Genomic DNA, 21,975 nt, shown 5'->3' on the forward strand with positions numbered 1-21,975 from the left:
CGTATCCATTGACTTTGCCTTTCAACGTTCCGCGGCGATGCTGCGGCCGAAATGCCGTTCCAAGCGGTTTTGCATGATCTCCAGCCCGATCGACAGGATCCAATAGATGACAGCAGCCGAGAGCAACATTTCCATATAGTGATAGGTTGAACGCCCGAAGGATTGGGCAAGGAAATTCAACTCCCAGAGCCCCATGATCGACACCAGCGAGGAATCCTTCAGCATCGAGATGAATTGCGCCCCCGCGGGCGGAATGATGAAGCGCATTGCCTGCGGCGCAACGATTTTGACCCCGATCAAATAGCGTCCGAGACCAAGGGCCATGGCCGCCTCACGCTGGCCTTTGGGGACCGAGGCAATACCGGCGCGGATTGTCTCGGCGAGATAGGCGCCGTAGTTCAGCGACAGCGCCAGGATCCCGGAAGTGAAGCCGGAAAGCACGAGGCCGAATTGCGGCAGCGCCAGATAGATGATCAGAACCTGCACAAGCAGCGGCGTGCCTCGAAAGAAAGAGGCATAGAACGTCGCAACGCCAAACGCGACCGGATTTCTCGACAGACGGCCGAGCGCGGTCAGGACCGCAACCAGAAGCGAAACGGCCATCGAAACGACCGTGATGACCAAAGTCAGCACCGCCCCTTGAACAAAACCGTTCGGCGTCAATCTCAACCCGAGCATGAAGGGCAGTTTTTCGCGAATGAGCGAAAAATCGAGCCCAAGGCGATAGAAGCCTGCCGTCAGCAGCAAGATCAGCACAAGCCAGACGGTCTGCACCTTGAGCCAGAACGGCGGACAGCGCATTCCGCGAAGAAGAGGCGCCGTCAGAAGGGGGGTGCCTTCGACCCCCTCGCTGTCAGAAAGCATATTTGGTGATGTCGGTCTTGAACCACTTCTGCGAGATCTTCGCGAGCGTTCCGTCTTCCTTCAAGGCGGTGATCACGCGCTTGACCTCAGCGTCCCAATCCGGATCGCCCTTGTCGGTCACGACAGCGTTGGGTTCGGCGAACAGGGGTTCGCCAAGCACTTTCAGCTTGCCCTGGGCATCGATCTGGCCCTGGGCGGTGCCGAGCGACGCCACGATGGCATCCAGGCGCACGCCCGGCCCGAGCGCAAGGTTCTGGAAGTTCACCGTTTCGTCACCGGGAACGATCTGGACATCGCCGAAAGGAAATTTGATGGCCGGCTGACCAGGAATGGAGAACGTCTTGTTGAGGTAGGCCTCATAGGAAGAGCCGGTGCCGACACCCACGCGCTTGCCGCTGATATCGGCTATCGACTTGATCGACGTCTCGTCCTTATTGACCACAAGAACAGCGGGAACACTGTAATAGTTGACCGGGAAGTTCACGACCTTGGCGCGTTCTTCCGTCGGCGTCGAAGAGGTGATGGCGATATCCCAGCGATTTGCCCAGTGCCCGCCGATGATTGTTTCCCAGCCTGGGGTCTCCAGCCGCAGCTTGACGCCAAGCTTGGCGGCGAACGCCTTGGCGACATCGATGTCGAAGCCGTCCAATTCGTTCTTGTCGTTCAGATAGGCGAAAGGCGGATAATCGTTGACGACGGCGTCAACGATCTCGCCGCTCTTCTTCACCCGTTCAAGAACCTCGCCGGCAAACCCATTCGAAGCGAGCAGGGCTATCGCCGCCGCAATGGCCAGGCGGAGGGTGAAAGGCTTTGACATGGAAAATCGTCTCCAGAATCTGGGAGCTTCATCGGCTCGGCTAATTTCCGCGAAACTAGGCTGGGCGGGCAGCAAGCTGAAGAATATTTTTTCTATAGATTGGCTAGAATAAGCGCTTTGATAACATTTTTTGCCGGGCAGGCTACCCGATGGCTCTCTCGCGAGACGGGGAGTGAGGTGCCTCTTGCCCAGTCCGAAACAGCCGGCGCTCAGCCGCCGGTGGCGATGGTCAGCACCTTGAACGGCGTGGTGATGACCACCTCGGCGACCGACCCGACCGCCTTGCCGAGACCCTGGCCGATATTGTCCAATCCGGCCCCTTGCGGTTCGTCCGCCCGCAGGGCCGCCGGCGTGCGCAGCCGGTCGCCAAGCAATTGCACCAGAACCGGGTTGTCGGCGAATTTGGCATGGTTCAGACGGTCGCCGCCTTTGGTGTTGGTCAGATCCGCGACGACCACGCCATAGCTTGCGAGATCGGCAGCGTTGCCATAGTCGCCGACGCGCGGCTTGTCGCCGGAAATGAAGCTCGACAGCTTCAGCGCACGGTCGTCGCCAGAAAGGAGGATGGCAAACGGCTTGTTGGGCTTGCCGTAGCGGATCATCTGCTTCTTGAACACATCGACATCGATGTCGGGCGAGGCGAGGATGACATAGCCGAGCTTGCCGTTGAGGTCGCGGTCGCCGGTGATGGCGAGCTGCCGCAGCGCCTCCATCGTCAGCCAGGTGCCCATCGAATGGGCGATGATGTCGATGCTCTTGGCTTTCGTCTTGGCGAGCATCCTCAGCGTCGCCTCGAGATCGTCGCGCGCGGCGGTGGAGCTGTCCTTGTCATAGATATAGCCGGTCGTCTTGCCGCTCGACGCCCATGAGAACAGCACCGGCGTGCCCGGATAGTTCGTGTCGTGAGCGATCTGCGTCAGACGATAGACACCGTCGTCGAAGCCGTTGTTGAAGCCGTGCACGAAGACCAGGGCGCGGTCGCCACTTATGGCGATGTTGGCGCCGACCGCCTTGGCGAATTGCTGGGCGTCACCATAGTGGACGACATCGGTGGCGGTGAACTGCTTGGCCGGATTGCTGTCGGCCGAGCCCTTGGCGCGCTCGATAGCACCGACCTGATGGACCTTTGGAACCGTGACATCGACACGGGCGTAGCTGGTGGTCAGCGAACGGTCGCCATCGAAAACCTGCCGCGGATCCTTGGTTGCCTGCTGGCGGGTCGTGGCGACGAAGATCTCGTGCTTGGCCGCTATGTCCGATGCGGGGACCGTAACGGCCGTCCGGTTGAGCAGGTCATGTGCGCTCTGCCCGGCGCAGCCCGTCAGGGCAAGCGCAAAGGCAAGGCCAAGGACGATCTTCGAACGCACGATCACCCGGGGTCCCCCAAGGACGGCAAACCTCTCCTGCTACTTCGATATAGCCAGAGGCGAGCCCGGTCCAGTTCAAAGTCGGTGCAGGGCAGCAACCGCGTGAACACGGGTTACTGGGTGCCGAGCTGGCTGATGCGGTCGGTGACGTCGCGGTCGCTGGCAAAACCATCGTCCTCGCGCAGCCGCTGACCGATCATCTTCACCAGCACCGGGTTGTCGGCGAATTTGGTGTGGTTGAAGCTGTCGCTGCCCTTCTCTTTGGAGAGGTCGACGACCGTGACGCCATAGGAGGCGAGATCGGCCGCGTCCCTGTAGTCGCCGACGCGCGGCCGCGAACCGGCAATCAGACCGGAGAGCCTCAGCGCCCGGTCATCGTCGGACAGAAGCAGGATGAAGGGCTTGTCGGGCTTGCCGTAGCGGCGCATCTGGCTCTTGAAGACATCGACGTCGATGTCGGGCGAGGCCAGAACCACGTCGCCGAGCTTGCCGCTAAGGTCGCGATCGCCGGTGATGGCGAGCTGACGCAGCGTCTCCATCGTCACCCAAGTGCCCATAGAATGGGCGACAATGTCGATGCGCCGCGCACCGGTCTGCGCGAGCATCCTCAGCGTCACTTCCAACTGGTCGCGTGCGGCGGCCGCACTTTCCTTGTCGTAGACATAGTCGGTGGTCTTGGCGCCCGAAGCCCAGGAAAACAGCACCGGCGTGCCGGGATAACCGGAATCATGGACGATCTGGGTCAGCCGGTAGACGGCGTCGTCGAAGCCGGTGTTGTAGCCATGGACGAAGACCATGACGCGGCCGCCACGGGCATCGATGTCGGCGTTGAGCGCGCTGGCGAATTTCGGCTGCGTGTCGTAGCCGACGACCTCGGAAGCCATGAAATATTTGGTCGGGTCGTTCGAGTTGCCGCGCGAGCGCCGCTCGATCTGGCCGGTCTGGTGGACCGGCGGCACAGTGACGTTGACGCGGGCATAGTTCAGCGTTGCCGAGCGCTCACCGTCAAAAACCTTGTTCGGGTCGTCGGAACGCTTGCGGGTGGTGGTGATGAAGATCGAGTGGTTGCCGGCGATCTCGGTCGCCGTCGTCGGCACGACGACGCTGCCCAGAATTTCCTGTGTCTGATGCCCCGCGCAGCCTGCCATCAACAGAGCCAGGGCAATAATCAAAAACGTCTTCACATGCACGTCGAACAAATCCGCTCCGGCCGCAATTGGCCATCCACCTCCGCGAAATCTCCCGGACAGGCGAAGTGCGGCGGAAGTAAGTCGTGTCGAGCGGAAATTTGATCAGCGGCCGGCGAGGGCCATCGCACTGTTGCGCGAAAGCCAAAACGACGGCAGGAAGGTTCCTTGGCTGAGAAAGCCGGGCCGGCAGGGGATCGAGGCGCGTTGCCTCGAATGAAATGAGGGATTTGCCAAGTGAACAGCTTCTCCGCCCGGGTTGCCGCTGCCGCCGAGGCGATCCACGGGATTTTTCCGGAAACACCGCTGCAGGAGAACGACTATCTGTCGAAGAAGACCGGCGCGCGCATCCTTCTGAAGCGCGAGGATCTGACGCCGGTCCGCTCCTACAAGATCCGGGGCGCCTTCAATTTCTTCCGCAAAGCGCTCGCCGCCGGCAACAATGCCGAGCTGTTCGTCTGCGCCTCGGCCGGCAACCATGCGCAGGGCTTTGCCTTCGTCTGCCGCCATTTCGGCAAAAAGGGCGTGGTGTTCATGCCGGTGACGACACCGCAGCAGAAGATCGACAAGACGCGGCTGTTCGGCGGTGATTTCGTCGAGATCAGGCTGGTCGGCGACTTCTTCGATGACTGCTACCGGGCCGCCTTCGAATTCACCGAGACCGCCGGCGCCCATATGGTGCCGCCCTTCGACCATAAGGACATCATCGAGGGCCAGGCGACGGTTGCCTATGAGATCGCGGCCCAAATGCCTGGCGGGCGCATGCCCGACATCGTCATGCTGCCAGTCGGCGGCGGCGGCCTGGCCGCCGGGGTGACGCATTATTTCGCCGACCGGCACCGCGATACGCGCTTCGTCTTCTGCGAGCCGGCGGGCGCGCCGAGCCTCAGCGAGAGCCTTGCCAGCGGCAAGCGGGTCAAGCTCGCCAAGGTCGACAATTTCGTCGACGGCGCGGCGGTGGCCGAGATCGGCCGCGAGCCGCTGCGCCATCTCAAGGACTTCACCGCCGACGCGGTCCGGCTCGTCCCGGAAAACCGGCTTTGCGCGACGATGATCGAGATGCTGAATGTCGAGGGCGTGGTGCTGGAGCCGGCCGGCGCATTGGCGATCGACGCGCTCAAGGATTTTTCGCGCAAGGAGATCAGGGGCAAGACCGTCGTCGCGGTCGTCTCCGGCGGCAATTTCGATTTCGAACGCCTGCCGGACGTCAAGGAGCGGGCGCTGCGTTTCGAGGGCCTGAAGAAGTATTTCATCATCCGCTTCCCGCAGCGGCCCGGCGCGCTGCGCGATTTCCTCGAAATGCTCGGCCCGGACGACGACATCGCCCGCTTCGAGTATCTGAAGAAGTCGGCACGCAATTTCGGGTCGGTGCTGATCGGCATCGAGACCAAGGACCGGCGCAATTTCGATCTGCTCAAGGCCAATTTCGACGCCGAAGGCGTGCAATATCAGGACATTACCGACAACGAGACGCTGGCGGGCTTCATCATATGAGCGGGCCGAAAGCGAACGAAAAAGGAACCGTCTTCGTCGCGCTGTTTTCCGGCATCAATGTCGGCGGCAACCGCATCGTCAAGATGGCGGAGCTGAGGTCATTCTTCGAAAGCCTCGGCTTCACCGACGTCGCGACCTATGTGCAGAGCGGCAACGTCGTGTTTCGCGCGAAGAAGGGCGATGCGGCGTCGCTGACGAAGCAGCTCGAAGCGGCCTTCGAGAAGAAATGGGGCTTCAACTCGCGCATCATGGTGCGCGATGCCGGCTGGTTCGAGCGGCTGGTTGCGGACAATCCCTATCCGGAAGTGGCCGGCGAGCCGACCAAGCTCCATGCCTACGCCCTGGAGCGCGAGCCGCCCGCGGAAGAGATCAAGCGGCTCACAGAGAAATGCACCGGACCGGAGCAGTTCGAGATCAAGGGCGACGTGCTTTACCTGCATGCGCCGGAAGGGCTCGGCAAGTCGGTGTTCGCCAACCTCATTCCGCGCACGCTCAAGGTGCCGGGCACGGCGCGCAACTGGCGGAGCGTCCTTGCCCTGCTCGACATGGCGGGCAAGGCCGGCGGCTGACTATTCATTCCACGCAATTCCGGACGGAAAACCGCTAGGCACTTTTCCTGGAATTGCGCTGGCTCAGGCGGCCGGCTGCCAGTCGAAGGTCAACTCCTCGCGGAAGGCGAAGCGCTTGATGTGGTCGGCGACCACGGTTTCCAGGCGCTCGAGCGAGGCAGTGTCATCGGCGGCAACCGCAATATGAAGAGCCTTGTCGTCGGCATGCATTACTGTGCGGCCGAGCGAAAGCTGGATGGCGCCGTGATGCGGATCGAACTCGACCGGGAACTTGTGCGCCCAATGCTTGCAGAGCTGCTGCAGGTAGCGGCTGGCGTGTTCGGTGGCGACATCGGCGCGGCTGGTCGGCATGAAATTCTCCCGGAGGATCGAAGAAAGCGCCAGCCTGATCGGGCTGGCGCCGTTCTCATCGTTAGATAGGCGCTGTCCGCTGAAGCGCCAGCTCAAATCCGCGCCGGACTACCAGCTTCCCGTGTTCTGCATCGAGGCCCACGGCTCGGCCTTCGCCTTTGCCGGGCCTTTCTGCAGGAGCTCGATCGAAATGCCGTCCGGCGAGCGGATGAAGGCCATGTTGCCGTCGCGCGGCGGCCGGTTGATGGTCACGCCATTGTCCATCAGTTTCCGGCAGGTGGCGTAGATGTCGTCGACCTCATAGGCGAGGTGGCCGAAATTGCGGCCGCCCTTGTATTCTTCCGGATCCCAGTTGTAGGTCAATTCGATCAGCGGCGCCTTCTCCGAGATGCCGTTCTGTTCGTCTTCGGGCGCGGCAAGGAAGATCAGCGTGTAGCGTCCCTGCTCGTTTTCGTAGCGACGCACCTCCTTGAGGCCGAGCTTGTTGCAGTAAAAATCGAGCGATCGATCGATGTCGGCGACGCGGACCATGGTGTGGAGATAGCGCATATCGGGCTCCTCGGGGTTGCATTGCGGCGCACCATAGGAGCCGCTCCGCCAAAGGGCAATCGTCCGACAAAACGGGTATAACGGTCGATTCCAGGCCGCGCCGTTGCGCGTCGACCCGCGCCGGCAAACAACAATTGAGGCTTTCCAGTGCTCAACGGTGAAAAAAGGCACGTCAGGTCTTGCACACCCCGGAAGCCGCGGTGTTAATCTGATGGCAAGAATCAGTAGCGGTTGCAGTTGAAAAAGGGGGCATTCTTATGGGGGAAAAGGCCTCTTTTACGAGGCGGGACGGAAGCCTTGACGACGCCTTGACGCGAGACAGTGGCGGCGACACCGCCGAGTTTGTCGAAATCGCCGGCGCTATCAAATGGTTCGACGTGGCCAAGGGCTACGGCTTCATTCTCCCGGACGACGGCGTCTCGGGTGATGTTCTCCTCCATGTGACATGTCTTCGAAGGGACGGCTTCCAGACCGCGTTGGAAGGCGCCCGCGTCGTTTGCCTCGTCAAGCAGGGCGAGCGTGGCCTGCAGGCTTTCCGCGTTCTTTCGATGGATGCCTCGACAGCGGTGCATCCGGCGGAGCAGGAGCAGCGCACCCATGTCACCGTGACGGCGGAGAGCGGGCTCGAGCGGGCGCTGGTGAAATGGTTCAACCGCACCAAGGGTTTTGGCTTCCTAACCCGGGGCGAGGGCACCGAGGACATCTTCGTCCATATGGAGACGCTGCGGCGCTACGGCATCACCGAACTGAGGCCCGGCCAGGTCGTTTTGGTTCGCTTTGGGCGCGGCGACAAAGGCCTTATGGCCGCCGAAATTCACCCCGATATGGGCACCTTGCCGGTCTCGCACTAAAGCGCGTCGCGCCAAACGGGTTCAGGCGACGCGCTTCAGGTCTTTGTGCATGCCGTTCTCCCAAAACCGCTTCGCACTTTTGGGCGACATGCAATAAGTTTTCCCGACACGATCCGGATAGCGCTGACCAGTGCAAGGCCGATCGTGTTCGAAAAACCGGTTCCACTCGCCCGGATCATGGTCTAGGACGAGCCCTGGACGAGGTATCACATGGCTCATCGTAACTGGCTGACAGCAGGCGCGCTTTGCGCCGCCATCGTTTTGGCCGCCACTTTCAGCGCCTTGAGACCGGGTTGGGCCGACGGCCAGGCCATGATGCTGCCGGTCGATCCGACGCCGCTGGTCGCGGTAACCGGCTCCGGCAAGCATTCCTTCTCCATCGAGATCGCCGACACCTCCGAAGAGCGCGAGGCCGGGCTGATGTTCCGCAAGGACATGGCCGACGATCACGGCATGCTGTTCGTGTTCGAGAGACCTGGCGAGGTGAATTTCTGGATGAAGAACACGCCGATGCCGCTCGACCTGGTCTTTGTCGGCCAGGACGGCAGGATCAAGGCCATCAAGCGCGGCGAGCCGGAATCCGAAGCGATCATCTCCCCGGGGCAGCCCGTGAGCTTCGTGCTCGAGCTGAAGGCGGGAACGGCCGCCAAGGACGGTCTCGCGGACGGAGACGTCTTGCGCCACCCGGCGATCGACAAGGCCGCCGGTTCCAACTGACCTCGGCCGCGCCAAATGCAATATTTTTCCCATGACGGCTTCGAACTCGCTTACCTTGACCGCCAGCCGGCGTCCGGGCAGGGCGATCCGGTGCTGATGATCCACGGCTTCGCCTCCAGCCACTACGTCAACTGGGTCTCGCCAGGCTGGTTCAAGACGCTGAACGACGCTGGCTACCGCGCCATCGCCTTCGACAATCGCGGCCACGGCTCTTCAACGAAGAGCTACGAGGAGGCGGACTACACGCCGGCCAGGATGGCCTCGGACGCGGCAGCACTTCTCGATCATCTCGGTATCGAACGCGCCCATGTCATGGGCTATTCGATGGGCGCGCGGGTATCCGCATTCATGGCGTTGTCCAATCCGGACAAGGTGGCGACGCTGGTGCTCGGCGGCCTCGGCGTCGGCCTTGTCGACGGCGTCGGCGACTGGGATCCGATCGCCGATGCGCTTCTGGCCGAGGATCCCGGCACGATCGGCCATGCGCGTGGCCGCTCGTTTCGCGCCTTCGCCGACCAGACGCGCAGCGACCGCCGGGCGCTCGCCGTCTGCATCGTCGGCTCGCGTGCGTCGATGAGCGAGGATGATGTCGCGCGCATTGCCCAGCCGACCTTGATCGCTGTCGGGACCAGGGACGACATTGCCGGCTCGCCCGACGAACTGGCCGTCCTGATGCCCAACGCAAAAGCTTTTCACATCGAGGGCCGCGACCACATGCTCGCCGTCGGCGACAAGAGCTTCAAGCAGCGCGTGCTGGAGTTCTACGCCGAATATCCGCTCTGAACAGCAACTATCCGGCTTCGAGCGCGGCCAGCGACCTTTCCAGATTTTGCCTGGCCCTGGGTTCGAAACGCTGCCGGAACTCGGCCGTGTGGAAGATGTGCGGGCGAGCGAGGAAGCTCTTTAGCACCGCCGCGCGCCCGGCGCGCCACATCGGCTCCTCGACCCAGCCATATTCGCGTCGGACCGCCTTTTCACAGGCATCGAAAGCGTCCGGTTCGGCGCCGAGGATCGCCAGGTCCATGTCGAGGACGAAGGCCGCATCGGTGGCAGCCTTCTCGTCATCGAGCGGGGGCAACTGGTGCGTGGCGGTGGCATTGATCATCGCCGCGACACGCGCGAGGCGCTCTGGGCTGATGCGGCCGGAGAGCTTTTCCGCGGCCAAATCAGCACTTTTCGCCTCGTTGTCCTTGGCGCGGCTGTCGTAGATCGCGTCGTGGAACCAGATCGTCGCCTCGACGGCGTCCGGGTCGTGGAGCTGGCTCCGGTATTCCTCGGCCAGCGCCAGCATGGTCTCGATATGGGCGAGGTTGTGGTAGTGCCGGCCCTCGGCCCGATAGAGGGCGGAAAGCTCGCTTTTCAGCGCTTCGTTGATCAAGGGTTCGTTTTCCATCGCGGCTTGAATTTCGATGAACCAAGTCCATTTGACAAAGCACTAAGGAAAATTGAGTTCAACCATGCTATGATCTGGCCTATATGTGCCGCCGGAGAACGAGCAGGCCGGAGACCGTCGATGAACAGTGTAACGATAGCCCGCCCCAGCATGGTGCAGCCGGTCGATCCAATATGGCGTTCGATCCGCGATGAGGCGATGGAGGCGGTGAACCGCGATCCGCTGCTGGCTGCGTTCCTCTATTCCACCATCCTCAACCAGGAGAGCCTGGAAGAAGCGGTCATCCACCGCCTGGCCGAACGCCTTGATCATCAAGACATCGGCTCAGACCTCATCCGGCAGACGTTCAAGGCCATGCTTGCCGACGATCCCGAGTGGAGCGCCACCGTACGCGTCGACATCCAGGCCTATTACGATCGCGACCCGGCCTGCGACCGCTTCATCATGCCGGTGCTCTATTTCAAGGGTTTCCACGCCATCCAGACGCATCGGCTGGCGCATTGGCTGTGGAACCAGGGCCGCAGGGACTTCGCGCTCTACCTGCAGAGCCGCTCGTCCTCGGTGTTCCAGACCGACATCAACCCGGCCGCCCGCATTGGCAAGGGCATCTTCCTCGACCACGCCACCGGCCTGGTCGTCGGCCAGACGGCCGTCATCGAGGACGACGTCTCGATCCTGCATGGGGTGACGCTGGGCGGCACCGGCAAGGCCAGCGGCGACCGCCATCCGAAGATCCGCCGCGGCGTGCTGATCGGCGCCGGCGCCAAGATCCTCGGCAACATCGAGATCGGCCATTGCTCGAAGATCGCGGCCGGCTCGGTGGTGCTTTCGCCCGTGCCGCACAACAAGACGGTCGCCGGCGTGCCGGCGCGTGTCGTCGGCGAGACCGGCTGCGACCAGCCTTCGCGGCAGATGGACCAGCTCCTGCCCTCGCAAACGATGGACCACGTCGTCAGCTTCGACATCTGAATTCGGCCGTCATCGGCAGCGGCCGGTTTCCGGCCGCCATTTCAGGCGCCGGTTGTCCCGTGATATGCTGCCGGCTCGCCTTTACATCGCCATCGTCGGCGTGTCAGAAGCGCGTTCCAACGAACAGCCGCATTCGGAGAAGACTTTTGAAGCCGGACGAAATCAGAAAGCTGGACGCCTACTTCAAGCGCGTCTTCCAGAATCCCAAACTGCAGGTGAAGGCGCGCCCGCGCAAGGAAGACTCGGCCGAGGTCTATGTCGGCGACGAGTTCCTCGGCATCGTCTTCAAGGACGAGGACGACGGCGACTACAATTTCTCGATGGCGATCCTCGACGTCGACCTGGCCTGAGCCGACTTTCCGGCCGGGATCTCTATACCGCCCGGTCGGAAACACCCTCAAGGGATTTCCGGCTAAAGCGCGTCGCGCTGAAGCCGATTCAGGCGCCGCGCTTTAAGTCTTGTTTTGATGCATGTCGTTGCCCCAAACCGCTGCGCACTTTTGGGCGACATGCATTAGTCCACGCAGTGCCGCGGGATATGCACCCGCCGCCAGCCGGTCGAACCTTCCCGCACCACCACCCGACGCGCCACCGTCCAGTACGAGGGCGCAACTTCGGTGATGCGCCGCTCTCCTGGCCGCACCAGCACCTCGCGGGCGACGCCTTCATATTCGGCCGGGAGGACGACGCGCCGGACGCGCTCTGGCTCGACGATGACGGTTTCGGCGACCCGCGCGTAGCGCGCCTTGCGCCACACCTTGCACAGCACCTTGCGGCCATGGATGACGCGCCATTCCCAGGCATAGCCGCCATCGTCCACCTTGACCGTGTGATAGACGGTGCGCGTGACGGCCGGCACCACTTCATAGCTGACGCGAGGCGGGGCGATCTGCTCAATGCTTTCGGTCGTGCCGTAGATCGGCGGGTCATAATCGACGAGCTGGCCGCCGGGGCTTACCATCACGTCTTCATAGACGGTGTCGTAAAGCGCCGGCCGATGCACCGGCTCGTAACATTCGAGCGCCCGGCCGCCGGCCGCGGCTTGCGACACGGTAGCGAGCATTGCGAGGCTAGCCGAAGCGAGCGATGCGGAACGCTTGTAAAACATGACATTCCCCCGTTGAAAAAGGACGCCGGTTCAACGCAGGAATGTATCGGAAGGTCCACCGCCGGACAGGGATTTCAGGGCTTGTCGTTAAGCCGTGCGGTTAAGAAACTGCTACCGCGGCGTTCGGCGTCGCCCAGCCACTTCGGGCAAAGGCAGTCTCCGGCGCGACCGCCAGCATTACCTTGAGCCGAGACGCTTGATTCGACTTAACCAGATGGCTAGGAGGGGCGGCCTTGCGCTAGGGTGAGCCGGCATCCTATTTAGGATTTAAGGATCCAGAACCGATTCCGCCCGATTGCTCAAATTTTTCACGGCGCCGGAATCCATCTAACAAGGGTAGTCCATGAAGAACCCCGCCGAAACCTACATGAACCTCGTTCCGATGGTGGTCGAGCAGACCAATCGCGGCGAGCGCGCCTATGACATTTTCTCCCGCCTCCTGAAGGAACGCATCATCTTCATCACCGGCCCGGTCGAGGATGGGATGGCGACGCTGGTTTGTGCACAGCTTTTGTTCCTCGAGGCGGAGAACCCCAAGAAGGAAATCAACCTCTACATCAACTCGCCGGGCGGTGTGGTCACATCGGGCATGGCGATCTACGACACCATGCAGTTCATCAAGCCGGCGGTGTCCACGCTCTGCATCGGCCAGGCAGCCTCGATGGGCTCGCTGCTGCTTTGCGCCGGCCACAAGGATATGCGCTTCGCCACGCCGAACGCCCGCATCATGGTGCATCAGCCGTCCGGCGGCTTCCAGGGTCAGGCGTCGGACATCGAACGTCATGCGCAGGATATCATCAAGCTCAAGCGTCGCTTGAACGAGGTTTATGTCAAGCACACCGGCAAGAGCTATGACGAGATCGAACGGACGCTCGACCGCGACCATTTCATGAGCGCCGACGAGGCCAAGGACTTTGGTCTGATCGACAAGGTCATCACGACGCGCGAGCTGGGCGAAACCGCCGCCGCGTAGGCCTTGATTGGCAGCTGGTTGGCGGGATAACGCGCTTTTGGCGCGGCTTGCGGCATTTCGGCCACAATTGCCTGTTCCCTCAGGGTTCGGGATTGCCTACGTTAAGGCTATGTTGATTTTCGACGGCTTAGCTTTGCATGGGGTTGCTGCGAATCATTGTCGCGTTTTCTGATTGTGTTTCGTACGGAATGCGCTGTGTGAGCCGGGACACTGGCGGTGGCGGATTCCTGCGATAGATTGGTGAGACGCCAACGCGGCCAGACCATCGGCGGGCAGGCGGTGAAAGGACAGAAAAATGAGCAAAGTCAGCAACAACGGCGGTGATTCAAAGAACACGCTCTATTGCTCGTTTTGCGGCAAAAGCCAGCACGAAGTGCGCAAGCTGATCGCCGGTCCGACCGTCTTCATCTGCGATGAATGCGTCGAACTCTGCATGGACATCATCCGCGAGGAGAACAAGACCTCGATGGTGAAGTCGCGCGAGGGCGTGCCGACCCCGCAGGAGATCCTCAAGGTCCTCGACGATTATGTCATCGGCCAGCCCTACGCCAAGCGGGTGCTGTCGGTGGCCGTCCACAACCACTACAAGCGCCTCGCGCATTCCGGCAAGAACAACGACGTCGAGCTGGCGAAGTCGAACATCCTGCTGATCGGCCCGACCGGCTGCGGCAAGACGCTGCTCGCCCAGACGCTCGCCCGCATCATCGACGTGCCCTTCACCATGGCCGACGCCACGACGCTGACCGAAGCCGGTTACGTCGGCGAGGACGTCGAGAACATCATCCTGAAGCTGCTGCAGTCGGCCGACTACAATGTCGAGCGCGCCCAGCGCGGCATCGTCTATATCGACGAGATCGACAAGATCTCGCGAAAGTCGGACAACCCCTCGATCACTCGCGACGTGTCGGGCGAGGGCGTGCAGCAGGCGCTCTTGAAGATCATGGAAGGCACCGTCGCCTCCGTGCCGCCGCAGGGCGGCCGGAAGCACCCGCAGCAGGAATTCCTGCAGGTCGACACCGCCAACATCCTGTTCATCTGCGGCGGCGCCTTTGCCGGGCTCGACAAGATCATCTCGGACCGCGGCCGCAAGACCTCGATCGGCTTCGGCGCGACCGTGGCTTCGCCCGAGGATCGCCGCACCGGCGACCTGTTCCGCCAGGTCGAGCCGGAAGATCTCCTGAAATTCGGCCTGATCCCGGAATTCGTCGGCCGCCTGCCGGTGCTGGCGACGCTCGAGGATCTCGACGAGCCGGCGCTGATCCAGATCCTGACCGAGCCGAAGAACGCGCTGGTCAAGCAGTATCAGCGGCTGTTCGAAATGGAGAATGTGGATCTCACCTTCCACGAGAACGCGCTGTCGGCGATCGCCAAGCGCGCTATCGAGCGCAAGACCGGTGCGCGCGGCCTGCGTTCCATCATGGAAGCGATCCTGCTCGACACGATGTTCGAGCTTCCGGCGCTCGAAGGCGTGCGCGAGGTGGTGATCTCGGAGGAGGTTGTCTCGGGCAATGCCCGGCCGCTCTACATTTATTCCGAGCAGAAGGAAAAGAAGGGCAACGTCAGCGCCTGACATGGTTGCTGATCAAGCAATTTTTCATGGAACGGCGCCCGTGCGGCGCCGTTTTTGTTGTCAGGGGTGTGCCGCCTGGCGATGGAGTGGACTGAGCGACCATGTTAACCCTTGATCTTTGCACTACCCGCATCCACCTAACAGCGGAAGGCCGAAGCGCCGAATTCTGTGCTGTAAAACTCCCGTCACAAACGGTGGTAGGCGGAACGACGCTCGGTCGTTAATATGAGATTCGCGGTTGGCTAAAATAAGCGGCCGCGACATGAAAGGTTGGACAATGGCCAAGATATCCAAGTCTTCCGGCGACGGCGTTTTCGCGGTCCTCCCACTGCGCGATATCGTCGTGTTCCCGCACATGATCGTTCCGCTCTTCGTGGGCCGTGAAAAGTCGATCAAGGCGCTGGAAGAAGTGATGGGTCAGGAAAAGCAGATCCTGCTTGCCACCCAGATGAATGCAGCCGACGACGATCCTGAGCCCGATGCCATCTTCGACATCGGCACGCTCGCCAATGTGCTGCAGCTGCTCAAGCTTCCCGACGGCACCGTGAAGGTGCTGGTCGAGGGCGCCTCGCGCGCCAAGATCGTCTCGTTCACCGACCGCGCCGATTTCCACGAGGCCCGCGCCACCGCGCTGGTCGAGCCGGATGAGGAAGAGGTCGAGATCGAGGCGCTTGCCCGCTCGGTCGTCACCGACTTCGAAAATTACGTCAAGCTGAACAAGAAGATCTCGCCCGAAGTGGTGGGCGCCGCCAGCCAGATCGACGACTATTCCAAGCTCGCCGACACGGTTGCCTCGCATCTCGCCATCAAGATCCCCGAGAAGCAGGAGATGCTCGCCACGCTCTCCGTCAAGGAGCGTCTCGAGAAGGCGATGGGCTTCATGGAAGCCGAGATCTCCGTGCTCCAGGTGGAGAAGCGCATCCGCTCGCGGGTGAAGCGCCAGATGGAGAAGACGCAGCGCGAGTACTACCTCAACGAGCAGATGAAGGCGATCCAGAAGGAGCTCGGCGAGGGCGAGGACGGCCGCGACGAGGCCGCCGAGATCGAGGCGCGCATCAAGAAGACAAAGCTCTCCAAGGAGGCCCGCGAGAAGGCGGAAGCCGAACTGAAGAAGCTGCGGTCGATGTCGCCGATGTCGGCTGAATCGACGGTCGTGCGCAACTATCTCGACTGGCTGCTGTCGATCCCGTGGGGCAAGAACTCCAAGGTCAAGCAGGACCTCGCCTTCGCCCAGGACGTGCTCGACGCCGACCATTTCGGCCTCGACAAGGTCAAGGAGCGCATCGTCGAGTATCTCGCCGTGCAGAGCCGCCAGAAGAAGCTCAAGGGGCCGATCCTGTGCCTCGTCGGCCCGCCCGGCGTCGGCAAGACTTCGCTCGGCAAGTCGATCGCCAAGGCCACGGGGCGTGAGTTCATCCGCATGGCGCTCGGCGGCGTGCGCGACGAGGCCGAGATTCGCGGCCACAGGCGGACCTATATCGGCTCGATGCCCGGCAAGGTCATCCAGTCGATGAAGAAGGCCAAGAAGTCCAACCCGCTCTTCCTGCTCGACGAGATCGACAAGATGGGCCAGGACTTCCGCGGCGATCCGTCGTCGGCCCTGCTCGAGGTGCTCGATCCGGAGCAGAACTCGACGTTCATGGACCATTACCTCGAGGTCGAATACGACCTGTCGAGCGTGATGTTCGTGACGACGGCGAACACGCTGAACATCCCTGCGCCCCTGATGGACCGCATGGAGATCATCCGTATCGCCGGCTATACCGAGGACGAGAAGATCGAGATCGCCAAGCGTCACCTGATGCCCAAGGTAATCCGCGATCACGCGCTGCAGCCGAACGAGTTCTCTGTCGGCGAGGACGCGATCCGCGGCATCATCCAGACCTACACCCGTGAAGCGGGCGTTAGAAGCCTGGAGCGCGAGCTGATGAAGCTCGGGCGCAAGGCGGTGACCGAGATCCTGAAGACGAAGAAGAAGACGGTGAAGATCACGGCGGACAACCTCGCCGATTATCTCGGCGTTCCGCGCTTCCGCTTCGGTCAGGTCGAGGCCGACGATCAGGTTGGCGTCGTCACCGGTCTTGCCTGGACGGAAGTCGGCGGCGAGCTGCTGACGGTCGAAGGCGTTATGATGCCCGGCAAGGGCCGCATGACGGTGACCGGCAACCTGCGCGACGTGATGAAGGAATCGATCTCGGCGGCGGCCTCCTATGTCCGCTCAAGAGCGCTCGATTTCGGCGTCGAGCCGCCGCTGTTCGACAAGCGCGACATCCACGTCCACTTGCCGGAAGGCGCCACGCCGAAGGACGGCCCGTCTGCAGGTGCGGCCATGGCCACGGCCATCGTCTCGGTCCTGACGGGCATTCCGGTCCGGGCCGATGTGGCGATGACCGGTGAGATAACGCTGCGCGGCCGCATCTTGCCGATCGGCGGTCTGAAGGAGAAGCTGCTTGCCGCATTGCGCGGCGGCATCAAGAAGGTGCTGATCCCGGAAGAGAACGTCAAGGATCTGGCGGAGATTCCGGACAATGTGAAGAACGGCATGGAGATCGTTCCGGTGTCGCGGGTCGGCGAAGTGCTTGCGCACGCGCTGGTCAGGATGCCGGAGCCGATCGAGTGGGTCGAGCCGGTGAATCCGCCGGTCGGCGTGGATGCCGGCGACGATGCCGGCAAGTCGCTCGCACATTAGTATCTTCTAACATTGCGATGCACAAAGAGAGAGCCGGGCTTCCAGCCCGGCTTTTTCATGTGAAAAAAGCTCCGAAAAATGGAAAAAAGCCCGGAATTCCGCGGTTTTCGGCTTGGGTTCCGGAACGCTTCTTTCTAAAGTCCGTTTCCTGCCGGATGAGTCGTAGTTCCGGTTTTCTCATGGAAGGGAATTTTGATGAACAAGAACGAACTGGTGTCCGCTGTCGCCGACTCCGCAAGCATTTCGAAGGCTGATGCGCAATCCGCCGTCGATGCGGTGTTCTCCGTGATCACTGGCGAACTGAAGAAGGGCGGCGATGTCCGGCTTGTCGGCTTCGGAAATTTCACCGTGTCAAAACGCGCTGCTTCGACCGGCCGCAACCCGCAGACCGGCGCGGAAGTGAAGATTCCGGCGCGCACCGTGCCGAAGTTCTCGGCCGGCAAGGGCCTCAAGGACGCGGTCAACTAAGACCTTTTCTTTTTAAGATCAGATGAGCCGGGCTTGCCCGGCTCTTCTTTTTTGTGCCCCGCGGCAGCGGCACATGTGCGACTCAGGCCGTCGGCGCGTCGGCGCGCATCAGACCTTCCTGCTTGAGATCCGCCCACAGGGCCGCCGGGATCTTGACGTCGAGCAGCGCACGGTTGCTTTCGACCTCGGCCGGCCGTTGACCGCCGGGGATCACCGACATCACGCAAGGGTGCCGCAGCGGGAACTGCAACGCCGCCTCGATCAGCCGCACGCCATGGCGCTTGCAGACCGCCTCGATGCGCGCCACGCGGTCGAGCACGTCCTTTGGCGCCTCGGTGTAGTTGTAGAAGGCGCCGGGCTTCGGGCCTGTCGCCAGAATGCCGGAATTGTAGGGGCCGCCGAGAATGATGCCGATGCCGCGCTTCTCGCAGAGCGGCAGGAAGGTGGCCAGTGCTTCCTGCTCGAGCAGCGTGTAGCGGCCGGCGAGCAGGAAGAGATCGAAATCGCCGCGCTCGGCGAGCGTCTGGCAGACCTGCCATTCGTTGATACCGCCGCCGAAGGCCTTGATCACACCCTGGTCGCGCAGCGAGAGCAGCGCATAATAGCCCGAGGACATGAATTCCTCGATGCGCCGGTCGGAAGCCTCCTTGCTGCCATGGGTGAAGATATCGACATCGTGCACATAGAGGATGTCGATGCGGTCGACACCGAGACGCTCCAGCGACGCCTCGAAGGACCGCATCACGCCGTCATAGCTGTAATCGTAGACTTCCTTGCGCGAAGGCGTGTCGAAGAATTTGCCGATGCCGGTGCGCTGGTCGGGCGCAGAGACGCGCATGAGCCGGCCGACCTTGCTCGACAGCACATAATCGTCGCGCTTCCTGGAGCGCAGGAAAGGGTTGAGCCGGGTTTCGGAGAGGCCAAGGCCATAGAGGGGAGCGGTGTCGAAGTAACGGCAGCCGGTCTTCCATGCTGCCTCCAGCGTTGCATTGGCATCCTCATCGGAGACGGCGTGATAGAGATTACCGAGCGGCGCGGTGCCGAAGCCGAGCTCGGTGAAGGTGATGCCGCCATGGCCGATGCGGTCGAAATGCCGTGTCTTCATATCCTCGAATGTCCCGGATCGATTTGTCTGACATGACACTATCACGCCGGTGGCACAGCAAAAGCGCCGAGGCTCGTTGGACATGAATTTTCGCGGTGATAGCATGAACAAAAACAACTGTTTCGCGCGAAACGCGAACGCAAAGCCGCATGCCCATTCAGGCTTGGGCCGACAGGATGAACAGCCATGACGCAAGCCGGGCCGGAGATGCAGATCGCGATGGACGAGCTCGGCGCCGTGGTGCGGCGCATCGATGACGGCCGGGTCGACACCGCCTGCGCAATGCTTGCCGGCGCCGGCAAGATCGTCGTCTATGGCTGCGGCCGCGAAGCATTGCAGGTCAAAGGCTTCGCCATGCGGCTCTTCCATCTCGGCCTGCCTGTCGCGGTGGTCGGCGACATGACCACGCCGCCGCTAGGGAAGGGCGATGTCTTCCTGGCAAGCTCCGGACCAGGCGAGACCACCACGGTGCTGACCCTGATGCGGGTCGCGCGCGACGCCGGCGCCAAGGTGGTGCTGCTCACGGCCGAACCGGCCGGCAGCGCCGCGAAGCTTGCCGATTTCACGCTGCTCGTCCCGGCCCAGACCATGGCCAGCGACCAGGGTGCCGCCAAAACCTCGGTGCTGCCGATGGGCTCGCTGTTCGAGGGGGCGCTTTTCCTGGTGTTCGAGGTGATGGTGCTGAAGCTTAAGGCGCTAACCGGCGCAACGCCGGAGGCGATGCGCGCTCGGCACACCAATATGGAGTAGGGACATGCGCTACGAACTGATGCTGCCGCACCAGATCCGCAAGGCGATCGAGGAGAACTGGCCGGTCGCGCTGCCGCTCGGCGTGCTCGAATACCATGGCGAGCACATGGCGGTCGGCATGGATACGCTCGCCGTCATCAAGACGCTGGAACTCTTCGAGAAGGAGAGGGACATCGTCATCCTGCCGCCCTTCTACTACGGTGCGGCGAGCTATGCCGTGGCGCCGCCGGAAGGCAGCGGCTCGGTGCAGGTCGGCGGCCCGGTGCTGGCGCCTTTCGCGGAAGAGCTGTTCTACGGCCTGCTGCGCATCGGCTTCCGCAATATCCACGCCATCATCCATCACCAGACCGAGAATTTCGTCGCCGGCATGCCGACCGATCTCGCCTTCAAGGCCGCCGGCCGGCAGGCGATCTTCCGTTTCCTGGAAAAGGAGCGCGGCGAGGGCTGGTGGGGCTCCGACAAGATGGCCGACTATTATGCCGGCCATGCCCAGGGTGAGAACGTCTTCAACTGGGTGCAGGTGCATCCACTGATGCCGGCCGCGATGAACGGCAAGTACCCGTTCGACCATGCCGGCATCGGCGAGACATCGCTGATGCTGGCGCTGTGTCCCGAGGCGGTGGACGCCGATCATCTCGCGGACAATACGGGCTGGTACACGAAAAGCGCGCCGGAGGCTTCGGCCGAGCTGGGGCAAAAGGGTGTCGCGATGGTCCTCGACCATTTGCGGGCGACGCTCAGGGGTTAGCTTTGTTGCCTTTCGGGCGAAGAGGCTTTCGTCTATATATTAGCAAGTGCGAATAATATAAAATAGTTCCGACTACGCCGTTGGCCGTGGGAGCCGTTCGGTGCGCGCTGTAGCAAAACCACGCATGGCAAGCTTGGCAGGTGTGATCGCCACGGCTGCAGCGCTCCAGGATGTTTCTGCGTTTGCGCACGGCGCCAGTAGCGGCTGGACCTATCCGCCGGCCTGCTGTCACGGCGATTCAATGACAGGCGAATGCAGTAGCATCCCAGGCACAACTGTTACGCCGACGCCGGATGGCTACGTGATCATCTTGCGGCCGGGAGATCATCGGAGGGTCACTCACCAAGACCGCTATTTTGTCCCCTACGACAGTGTCATTCCGTCCGGTGACGATAATTTTCACATTTGCTTGCATCCCACCGAGGAGCACGAAAACTGCTTCTTTGCGCCGGCAGAGACGATGTAGTGACAGACTTGGGGCAAAGCGACGCGGACGTTGCGTGCGGTACTTGTAGTTACTTCACCGAGCCGGCCGTCATGCCCATGATCAGATAGCGTTCGAGCACGATGCCGATGATCGCCAGCGGCGCGATCGCGGCGGTGGCAAGCGCTGCCATCGACCACCAGTTGATGCCTTGCGAGCCGGTCTGGCTCGCCACCATGACAGGGATGGTCTTGGCATCCGTCGAGGTGAGCAGGGCGGCGAAGAAATACTCGTTCCAGCACAGCACCATCGCCAGGATGAAGGCGGCGACCATGCCCGGAAGCGCGATCGGCATGACGATGCGGAAGAAGGCGCCCCAGATCGACAGGCCATCGACGAGCGCCGCCTCCTCGAGCTCGACGGGGATGGAGTTGAACTGGTCGCGCATGATCCAGATGACGATCGGCAGCACCATCAGCGTGTAGAGGAGGACAAGCCCAATGCGCGTGTCGAGCAGGGCCACTTCCCGGTAGAGCACCAGGAAAGGCAGCGCCAGCACGACTGGCGGCAGGATCAACTGCGACAGAAAGAAGAAGGAGATGTCCTCGTTCTTGAACCAGGCGAAGTGATAGCGATAGCGCGTCAGGCCGTAGGCGGCGAGGCTGCCGATGACGATGGCGAGGCTCGACGCACCGACCGAGGTGATGACCGAATTCATGAAGCGCTTCAGGAACTCGTCGCGCACGGTCGAGGTCTGGAAGATCGAATCCGGCGACAGGCCGAGCGAGCGCCAACCCTTCCAGTCCGGCTGGTAGTCGACAAACGGGATGAGGTGGCCTTGCGTGACGTCGACCGCCGATTTGAACGAGGTGGTTATCGTCCAGTAGATCGGGAACAGGCAGACGAAGGACCAGAACACCAGCGCGCCATAGATGAAGACGCGGCTGGTGATGAAGGCCGCCGGCGAGCGGATCTCGGAAACGGTGTATTCTGTGGTCTGGACGCTCATGAT

24 protein-coding genes are annotated in these 21,975 nt (G+C 62.1%); 14 read left to right on the plus strand and 10 right to left on the minus strand.

What is annotated here, in order from left to right; translation table 11 throughout:
- Positions 1 to 21: 21 nt before the first annotated feature.
- The 4 genes from RFN30_RS29280 to RFN30_RS29295 all read right to left on the minus strand — a co-directional run bounded on the left by RFN30_RS29280 (position 22) and on the right by RFN30_RS29295 (position 4,196).
- Positions 22 to 801, minus strand: a complete 780-nt coding sequence (locus RFN30_RS29280; protein ID WP_320265539.1) for an amino acid ABC transporter permease — start codon at positions 799 to 801, stop codon at positions 22 to 24.
- Positions 802 to 853: 52 nt separating this feature from the next.
- Entirely contained in the window at positions 854 to 1,756 is a 903-nt protein-coding gene (locus RFN30_RS29285; protein ID WP_320265540.1) for a transporter substrate-binding domain-containing protein, read from the minus strand.
- Between the two features lie 134 nt (positions 1,757 to 1,890).
- On the minus strand, positions 1,891 to 3,054 hold the full coding sequence (locus RFN30_RS29290) for an alpha/beta hydrolase (RefSeq protein ID WP_320265541.1): 1,164 nt from the start codon (positions 3,052 to 3,054) through the stop codon (positions 1,891 to 1,893).
- 107 nt (positions 3,055 to 3,161) lie between these two features.
- Complete coding sequence (locus RFN30_RS29295; RefSeq protein WP_320265542.1) at positions 3,162 to 4,196, minus strand: alpha/beta hydrolase; 1,035 nt, start codon at positions 4,194 to 4,196, stop codon at positions 3,162 to 3,164.
- Between the two features lie 276 nt (positions 4,197 to 4,472).
- Between RFN30_RS29295 and ilvA the strand changes: the two genes are divergently transcribed.
- Both ilvA and RFN30_RS29305 read left to right on the plus strand, forming a co-directional pair.
- Complete coding sequence (gene ilvA, locus RFN30_RS29300) at positions 4,473 to 5,729, plus strand: threonine ammonia-lyase IlvA (RefSeq protein WP_320265543.1); 1,257 nt, start codon at positions 4,473 to 4,475, stop codon at positions 5,727 to 5,729.
- Positions 5,726 to 6,298 carry a DUF1697 domain-containing protein gene (locus RFN30_RS29305; protein WP_320265544.1) on the plus strand — a complete coding sequence of 191 codons (573 nt, stop codon included), beginning with the start codon at positions 5,726 to 5,728 and terminating at the stop codon, positions 6,296 to 6,298. Before ilvA ends, RFN30_RS29305 begins: the two co-directional genes overlap by 4 nt.
- Before the next feature lie 63 nt (positions 6,299 to 6,361).
- On the opposite strand, the gene RFN30_RS29310 is transcribed toward RFN30_RS29305, so the two are convergent.
- Entirely contained in the window at positions 6,362 to 6,649 is a 288-nt protein-coding gene (locus RFN30_RS29310) for a DUF2218 domain-containing protein (RefSeq protein WP_320265545.1), read from the minus strand.
- Positions 6,650 to 6,757: 108 nt separating this feature from the next.
- The gene (gloA, locus tag RFN30_RS29315) at positions 6,758 to 7,198 is read right to left on the minus strand and encodes a lactoylglutathione lyase (protein WP_320265546.1); all 441 of its coding nucleotides are present in this window, start codon (positions 7,196 to 7,198) and stop codon (positions 6,758 to 6,760) included.
- Between the two features lie 257 nt (positions 7,199 to 7,455).
- On the opposite strand from gloA, the gene RFN30_RS29320 reads away from it, so the two are divergent.
- The 3 genes from RFN30_RS29320 to RFN30_RS29330 all read left to right on the plus strand — a co-directional run bounded on the left by RFN30_RS29320 (position 7,456) and on the right by RFN30_RS29330 (position 9,549).
- A complete protein-coding gene (locus RFN30_RS29320) occupies positions 7,456 to 8,049 on the plus strand; it encodes a cold-shock protein (protein WP_320265547.1) in 594 nt (197 codons plus the stop codon).
- A gap of 210 nt (positions 8,050 to 8,259) precedes the next feature.
- A complete protein-coding gene (locus RFN30_RS29325) occupies positions 8,260 to 8,766 on the plus strand; it encodes a DUF192 domain-containing protein (RefSeq protein WP_320265548.1) in 507 nt (168 codons plus the stop codon).
- A gap of 15 nt (positions 8,767 to 8,781) precedes the next feature.
- A complete protein-coding gene (locus RFN30_RS29330; protein ID WP_320265549.1) occupies positions 8,782 to 9,549 on the plus strand; it encodes an alpha/beta fold hydrolase in 768 nt (255 codons plus the stop codon).
- A 7-nt stretch (positions 9,550 to 9,556) separates the two neighbouring features.
- On the opposite strand, the gene RFN30_RS29335 is transcribed toward RFN30_RS29330, so the two are convergent.
- Entirely contained in the window at positions 9,557 to 10,159 is a 603-nt protein-coding gene (locus tag RFN30_RS29335; RefSeq protein ID WP_320265550.1) for an HD domain-containing protein, read from the minus strand.
- Between the two features lie 120 nt (positions 10,160 to 10,279).
- Here RFN30_RS29335 and cysE point away from each other — a divergent pair, with 120 nt between their 5' ends.
- Both cysE and RFN30_RS29345 read left to right on the plus strand, forming a co-directional pair.
- A complete protein-coding gene (gene cysE / locus RFN30_RS29340) occupies positions 10,280 to 11,128 on the plus strand; it encodes a serine O-acetyltransferase (protein ID WP_320265551.1) in 849 nt (282 codons plus the stop codon).
- A 146-nt stretch (positions 11,129 to 11,274) separates the two neighbouring features.
- Positions 11,275 to 11,478 (plus strand): DUF3126 family protein, encoded by a 204-nt coding sequence (locus RFN30_RS29345; protein ID WP_040969488.1) that lies wholly within the window; start codon positions 11,275 to 11,277, stop codon positions 11,476 to 11,478.
- Between the two features lie 164 nt (positions 11,479 to 11,642).
- Here RFN30_RS29345 and RFN30_RS29350 read toward each other — a convergent pair whose 3' ends face one another.
- Positions 11,643 to 12,236, minus strand: a complete 594-nt coding sequence (locus RFN30_RS29350) for a hypothetical protein (protein ID WP_320265552.1) — start codon at positions 12,234 to 12,236, stop codon at positions 11,643 to 11,645.
- 343 nt (positions 12,237 to 12,579) lie between these two features.
- Here RFN30_RS29350 and clpP point away from each other — a divergent pair, with 343 nt between their 5' ends.
- The 4 genes from clpP to hupB all read left to right on the plus strand — a co-directional run bounded on the left by clpP (position 12,580) and on the right by hupB (position 17,936).
- Positions 12,580 to 13,209: an ATP-dependent Clp endopeptidase proteolytic subunit ClpP gene (gene clpP, locus RFN30_RS29355; protein WP_320265553.1), complete on the plus strand. Its 630-nt coding sequence runs from the start codon at positions 12,580 to 12,582 to the stop codon at positions 13,207 to 13,209.
- 295 nt (positions 13,210 to 13,504) lie between these two features.
- On the plus strand, positions 13,505 to 14,779 hold the full coding sequence (clpX, locus tag RFN30_RS29360; RefSeq protein ID WP_320265554.1) for an ATP-dependent Clp protease ATP-binding subunit ClpX: 1,275 nt from the start codon (positions 13,505 to 13,507) through the stop codon (positions 14,777 to 14,779).
- Between the two features lie 277 nt (positions 14,780 to 15,056).
- Positions 15,057 to 17,468 (plus strand): endopeptidase La, encoded by a 2,412-nt coding sequence (gene lon, locus RFN30_RS29365; RefSeq protein ID WP_320265555.1) that lies wholly within the window; start codon positions 15,057 to 15,059, stop codon positions 17,466 to 17,468.
- A gap of 195 nt (positions 17,469 to 17,663) precedes the next feature.
- Positions 17,664 to 17,936 (plus strand): DNA-binding protein HupB, encoded by a 273-nt coding sequence (gene hupB, locus RFN30_RS29370; RefSeq protein WP_027166452.1) that lies wholly within the window; start codon positions 17,664 to 17,666, stop codon positions 17,934 to 17,936.
- 82 nt (positions 17,937 to 18,018) lie between these two features.
- On the opposite strand, the gene RFN30_RS29375 is transcribed toward hupB, so the two are convergent.
- Positions 18,019 to 19,041, minus strand: coding sequence for an aldo/keto reductase (locus RFN30_RS29375; RefSeq protein ID WP_320265556.1), 1,023 nt, complete (start codon positions 19,039 to 19,041; stop codon positions 18,019 to 18,021).
- Positions 19,042 to 19,227: 186 nt separating this feature from the next.
- Here RFN30_RS29375 and hxlB point away from each other — a divergent pair, with 186 nt between their 5' ends.
- From hxlB to RFN30_RS29390, 3 genes are all read left to right on the plus strand, one after another.
- Positions 19,228 to 19,791, plus strand: coding sequence for a 6-phospho-3-hexuloisomerase (hxlB, locus tag RFN30_RS29380; RefSeq protein WP_320265557.1), 564 nt, complete (start codon positions 19,228 to 19,230; stop codon positions 19,789 to 19,791).
- Between the two features lie 4 nt (positions 19,792 to 19,795).
- Positions 19,796 to 20,539 (plus strand): creatininase family protein, encoded by a 744-nt coding sequence (locus RFN30_RS29385; protein ID WP_320265558.1) that lies wholly within the window; start codon positions 19,796 to 19,798, stop codon positions 20,537 to 20,539.
- 124 nt (positions 20,540 to 20,663) lie between these two features.
- Positions 20,664 to 21,005, plus strand: a complete 342-nt coding sequence (locus RFN30_RS29390) for a hypothetical protein (protein WP_320265559.1) — start codon at positions 20,664 to 20,666, stop codon at positions 21,003 to 21,005.
- A 49-nt stretch (positions 21,006 to 21,054) separates the two neighbouring features.
- Here the strand turns inward: RFN30_RS29390 and RFN30_RS29395 are convergent, their stop codons facing one another.
- Positions 21,055 to 21,972, minus strand: coding sequence for a carbohydrate ABC transporter permease (locus RFN30_RS29395; protein ID WP_320265560.1), 918 nt, complete (start codon positions 21,970 to 21,972; stop codon positions 21,055 to 21,057).
- Positions 21,973 to 21,975 lie beyond the last annotated feature (3 nt).

Origin of the sequence: Mesorhizobium dulcispinae, assembly GCF_033977345.1 — a bacterium.
GTDB lineage: Bacteria > Pseudomonadota > Alphaproteobacteria > Rhizobiales > Rhizobiaceae > Mesorhizobium > Mesorhizobium dulcispinae.

What these genes read in the sequence shown, in the direction of transcription:
- RFN30_RS29330 (WP_320265549.1), top strand. Translation starts at nt 8,782, where the DNA reads ATGCAATATTTTTCCCATGACGGCTTCGAACTCGCTTACCTTGACCGC.
- hupB (WP_027166452.1), top strand. Translation starts at nt 17,664, where the DNA reads ATGAACAAGAACGAACTGGTGTCCGCTGTCGCCGACTCCGCAAGCATT.
- clpX (WP_320265554.1), top strand. Translation starts at nt 13,505, where the DNA reads ATGAGCAAAGTCAGCAACAACGGCGGTGATTCAAAGAACACGCTCTAT.
- hxlB (WP_320265557.1), top strand. Translation starts at nt 19,228, where the DNA reads ATGACGCAAGCCGGGCCGGAGATGCAGATCGCGATGGACGAGCTCGGC.
- RFN30_RS29390 (WP_320265559.1), top strand. Translation starts at nt 20,664, where the DNA reads ATGGCAAGCTTGGCAGGTGTGATCGCCACGGCTGCAGCGCTCCAGGAT.
- RFN30_RS29375 (WP_320265556.1), bottom strand. Translation starts at nt 19,041, where the DNA reads ATGAAGACACGGCATTTCGACCGCATCGGCCATGGCGGCATCACCTTC.
- RFN30_RS29280 (WP_320265539.1), bottom strand. Translation starts at nt 801, where the DNA reads ATGCGCTGTCCGCCGTTCTGGCTCAAGGTGCAGACCGTCTGGCTTGTG.
- RFN30_RS29305 (WP_320265544.1), top strand. Translation starts at nt 5,726, where the DNA reads ATGAGCGGGCCGAAAGCGAACGAAAAAGGAACCGTCTTCGTCGCGCTG.
- RFN30_RS29335 (WP_320265550.1), bottom strand. Translation starts at nt 10,159, where the DNA reads ATGGAAAACGAACCCTTGATCAACGAAGCGCTGAAAAGCGAGCTTTCC.
- gloA (WP_320265546.1), bottom strand. Translation starts at nt 7,198, where the DNA reads ATGCGCTATCTCCACACCATGGTCCGCGTCGCCGACATCGATCGATCG.
- RFN30_RS29320 (WP_320265547.1), top strand. Translation starts at nt 7,456, where the DNA reads ATGGGGGAAAAGGCCTCTTTTACGAGGCGGGACGGAAGCCTTGACGAC.
- RFN30_RS29350 (WP_320265552.1), bottom strand. Translation starts at nt 12,236, where the DNA reads ATGTTTTACAAGCGTTCCGCATCGCTCGCTTCGGCTAGCCTCGCAATG.
- RFN30_RS29395 (WP_320265560.1), bottom strand. Translation starts at nt 21,972, where the DNA reads ATGAGCGTCCAGACCACAGAATACACCGTTTCCGAGATCCGCTCGCCG.
- RFN30_RS29310 (WP_320265545.1), bottom strand. Translation starts at nt 6,649, where the DNA reads ATGCCGACCAGCCGCGCCGATGTCGCCACCGAACACGCCAGCCGCTAC.
- RFN30_RS29385 (WP_320265558.1), top strand. Translation starts at nt 19,796, where the DNA reads ATGCGCTACGAACTGATGCTGCCGCACCAGATCCGCAAGGCGATCGAG.
- RFN30_RS29295 (WP_320265542.1), bottom strand. Translation starts at nt 4,196, where the DNA reads ATGGCAGGCTGCGCGGGGCATCAGACACAGGAAATTCTGGGCAGCGTC.
- clpP (WP_320265553.1), top strand. Translation starts at nt 12,580, where the DNA reads ATGAAGAACCCCGCCGAAACCTACATGAACCTCGTTCCGATGGTGGTC.
- lon (WP_320265555.1), top strand. Translation starts at nt 15,057, where the DNA reads ATGGCCAAGATATCCAAGTCTTCCGGCGACGGCGTTTTCGCGGTCCTC.
- RFN30_RS29325 (WP_320265548.1), top strand. Translation starts at nt 8,260, where the DNA reads ATGGCTCATCGTAACTGGCTGACAGCAGGCGCGCTTTGCGCCGCCATC.
- cysE (WP_320265551.1), top strand. Translation starts at nt 10,280, where the DNA reads ATGAACAGTGTAACGATAGCCCGCCCCAGCATGGTGCAGCCGGTCGAT.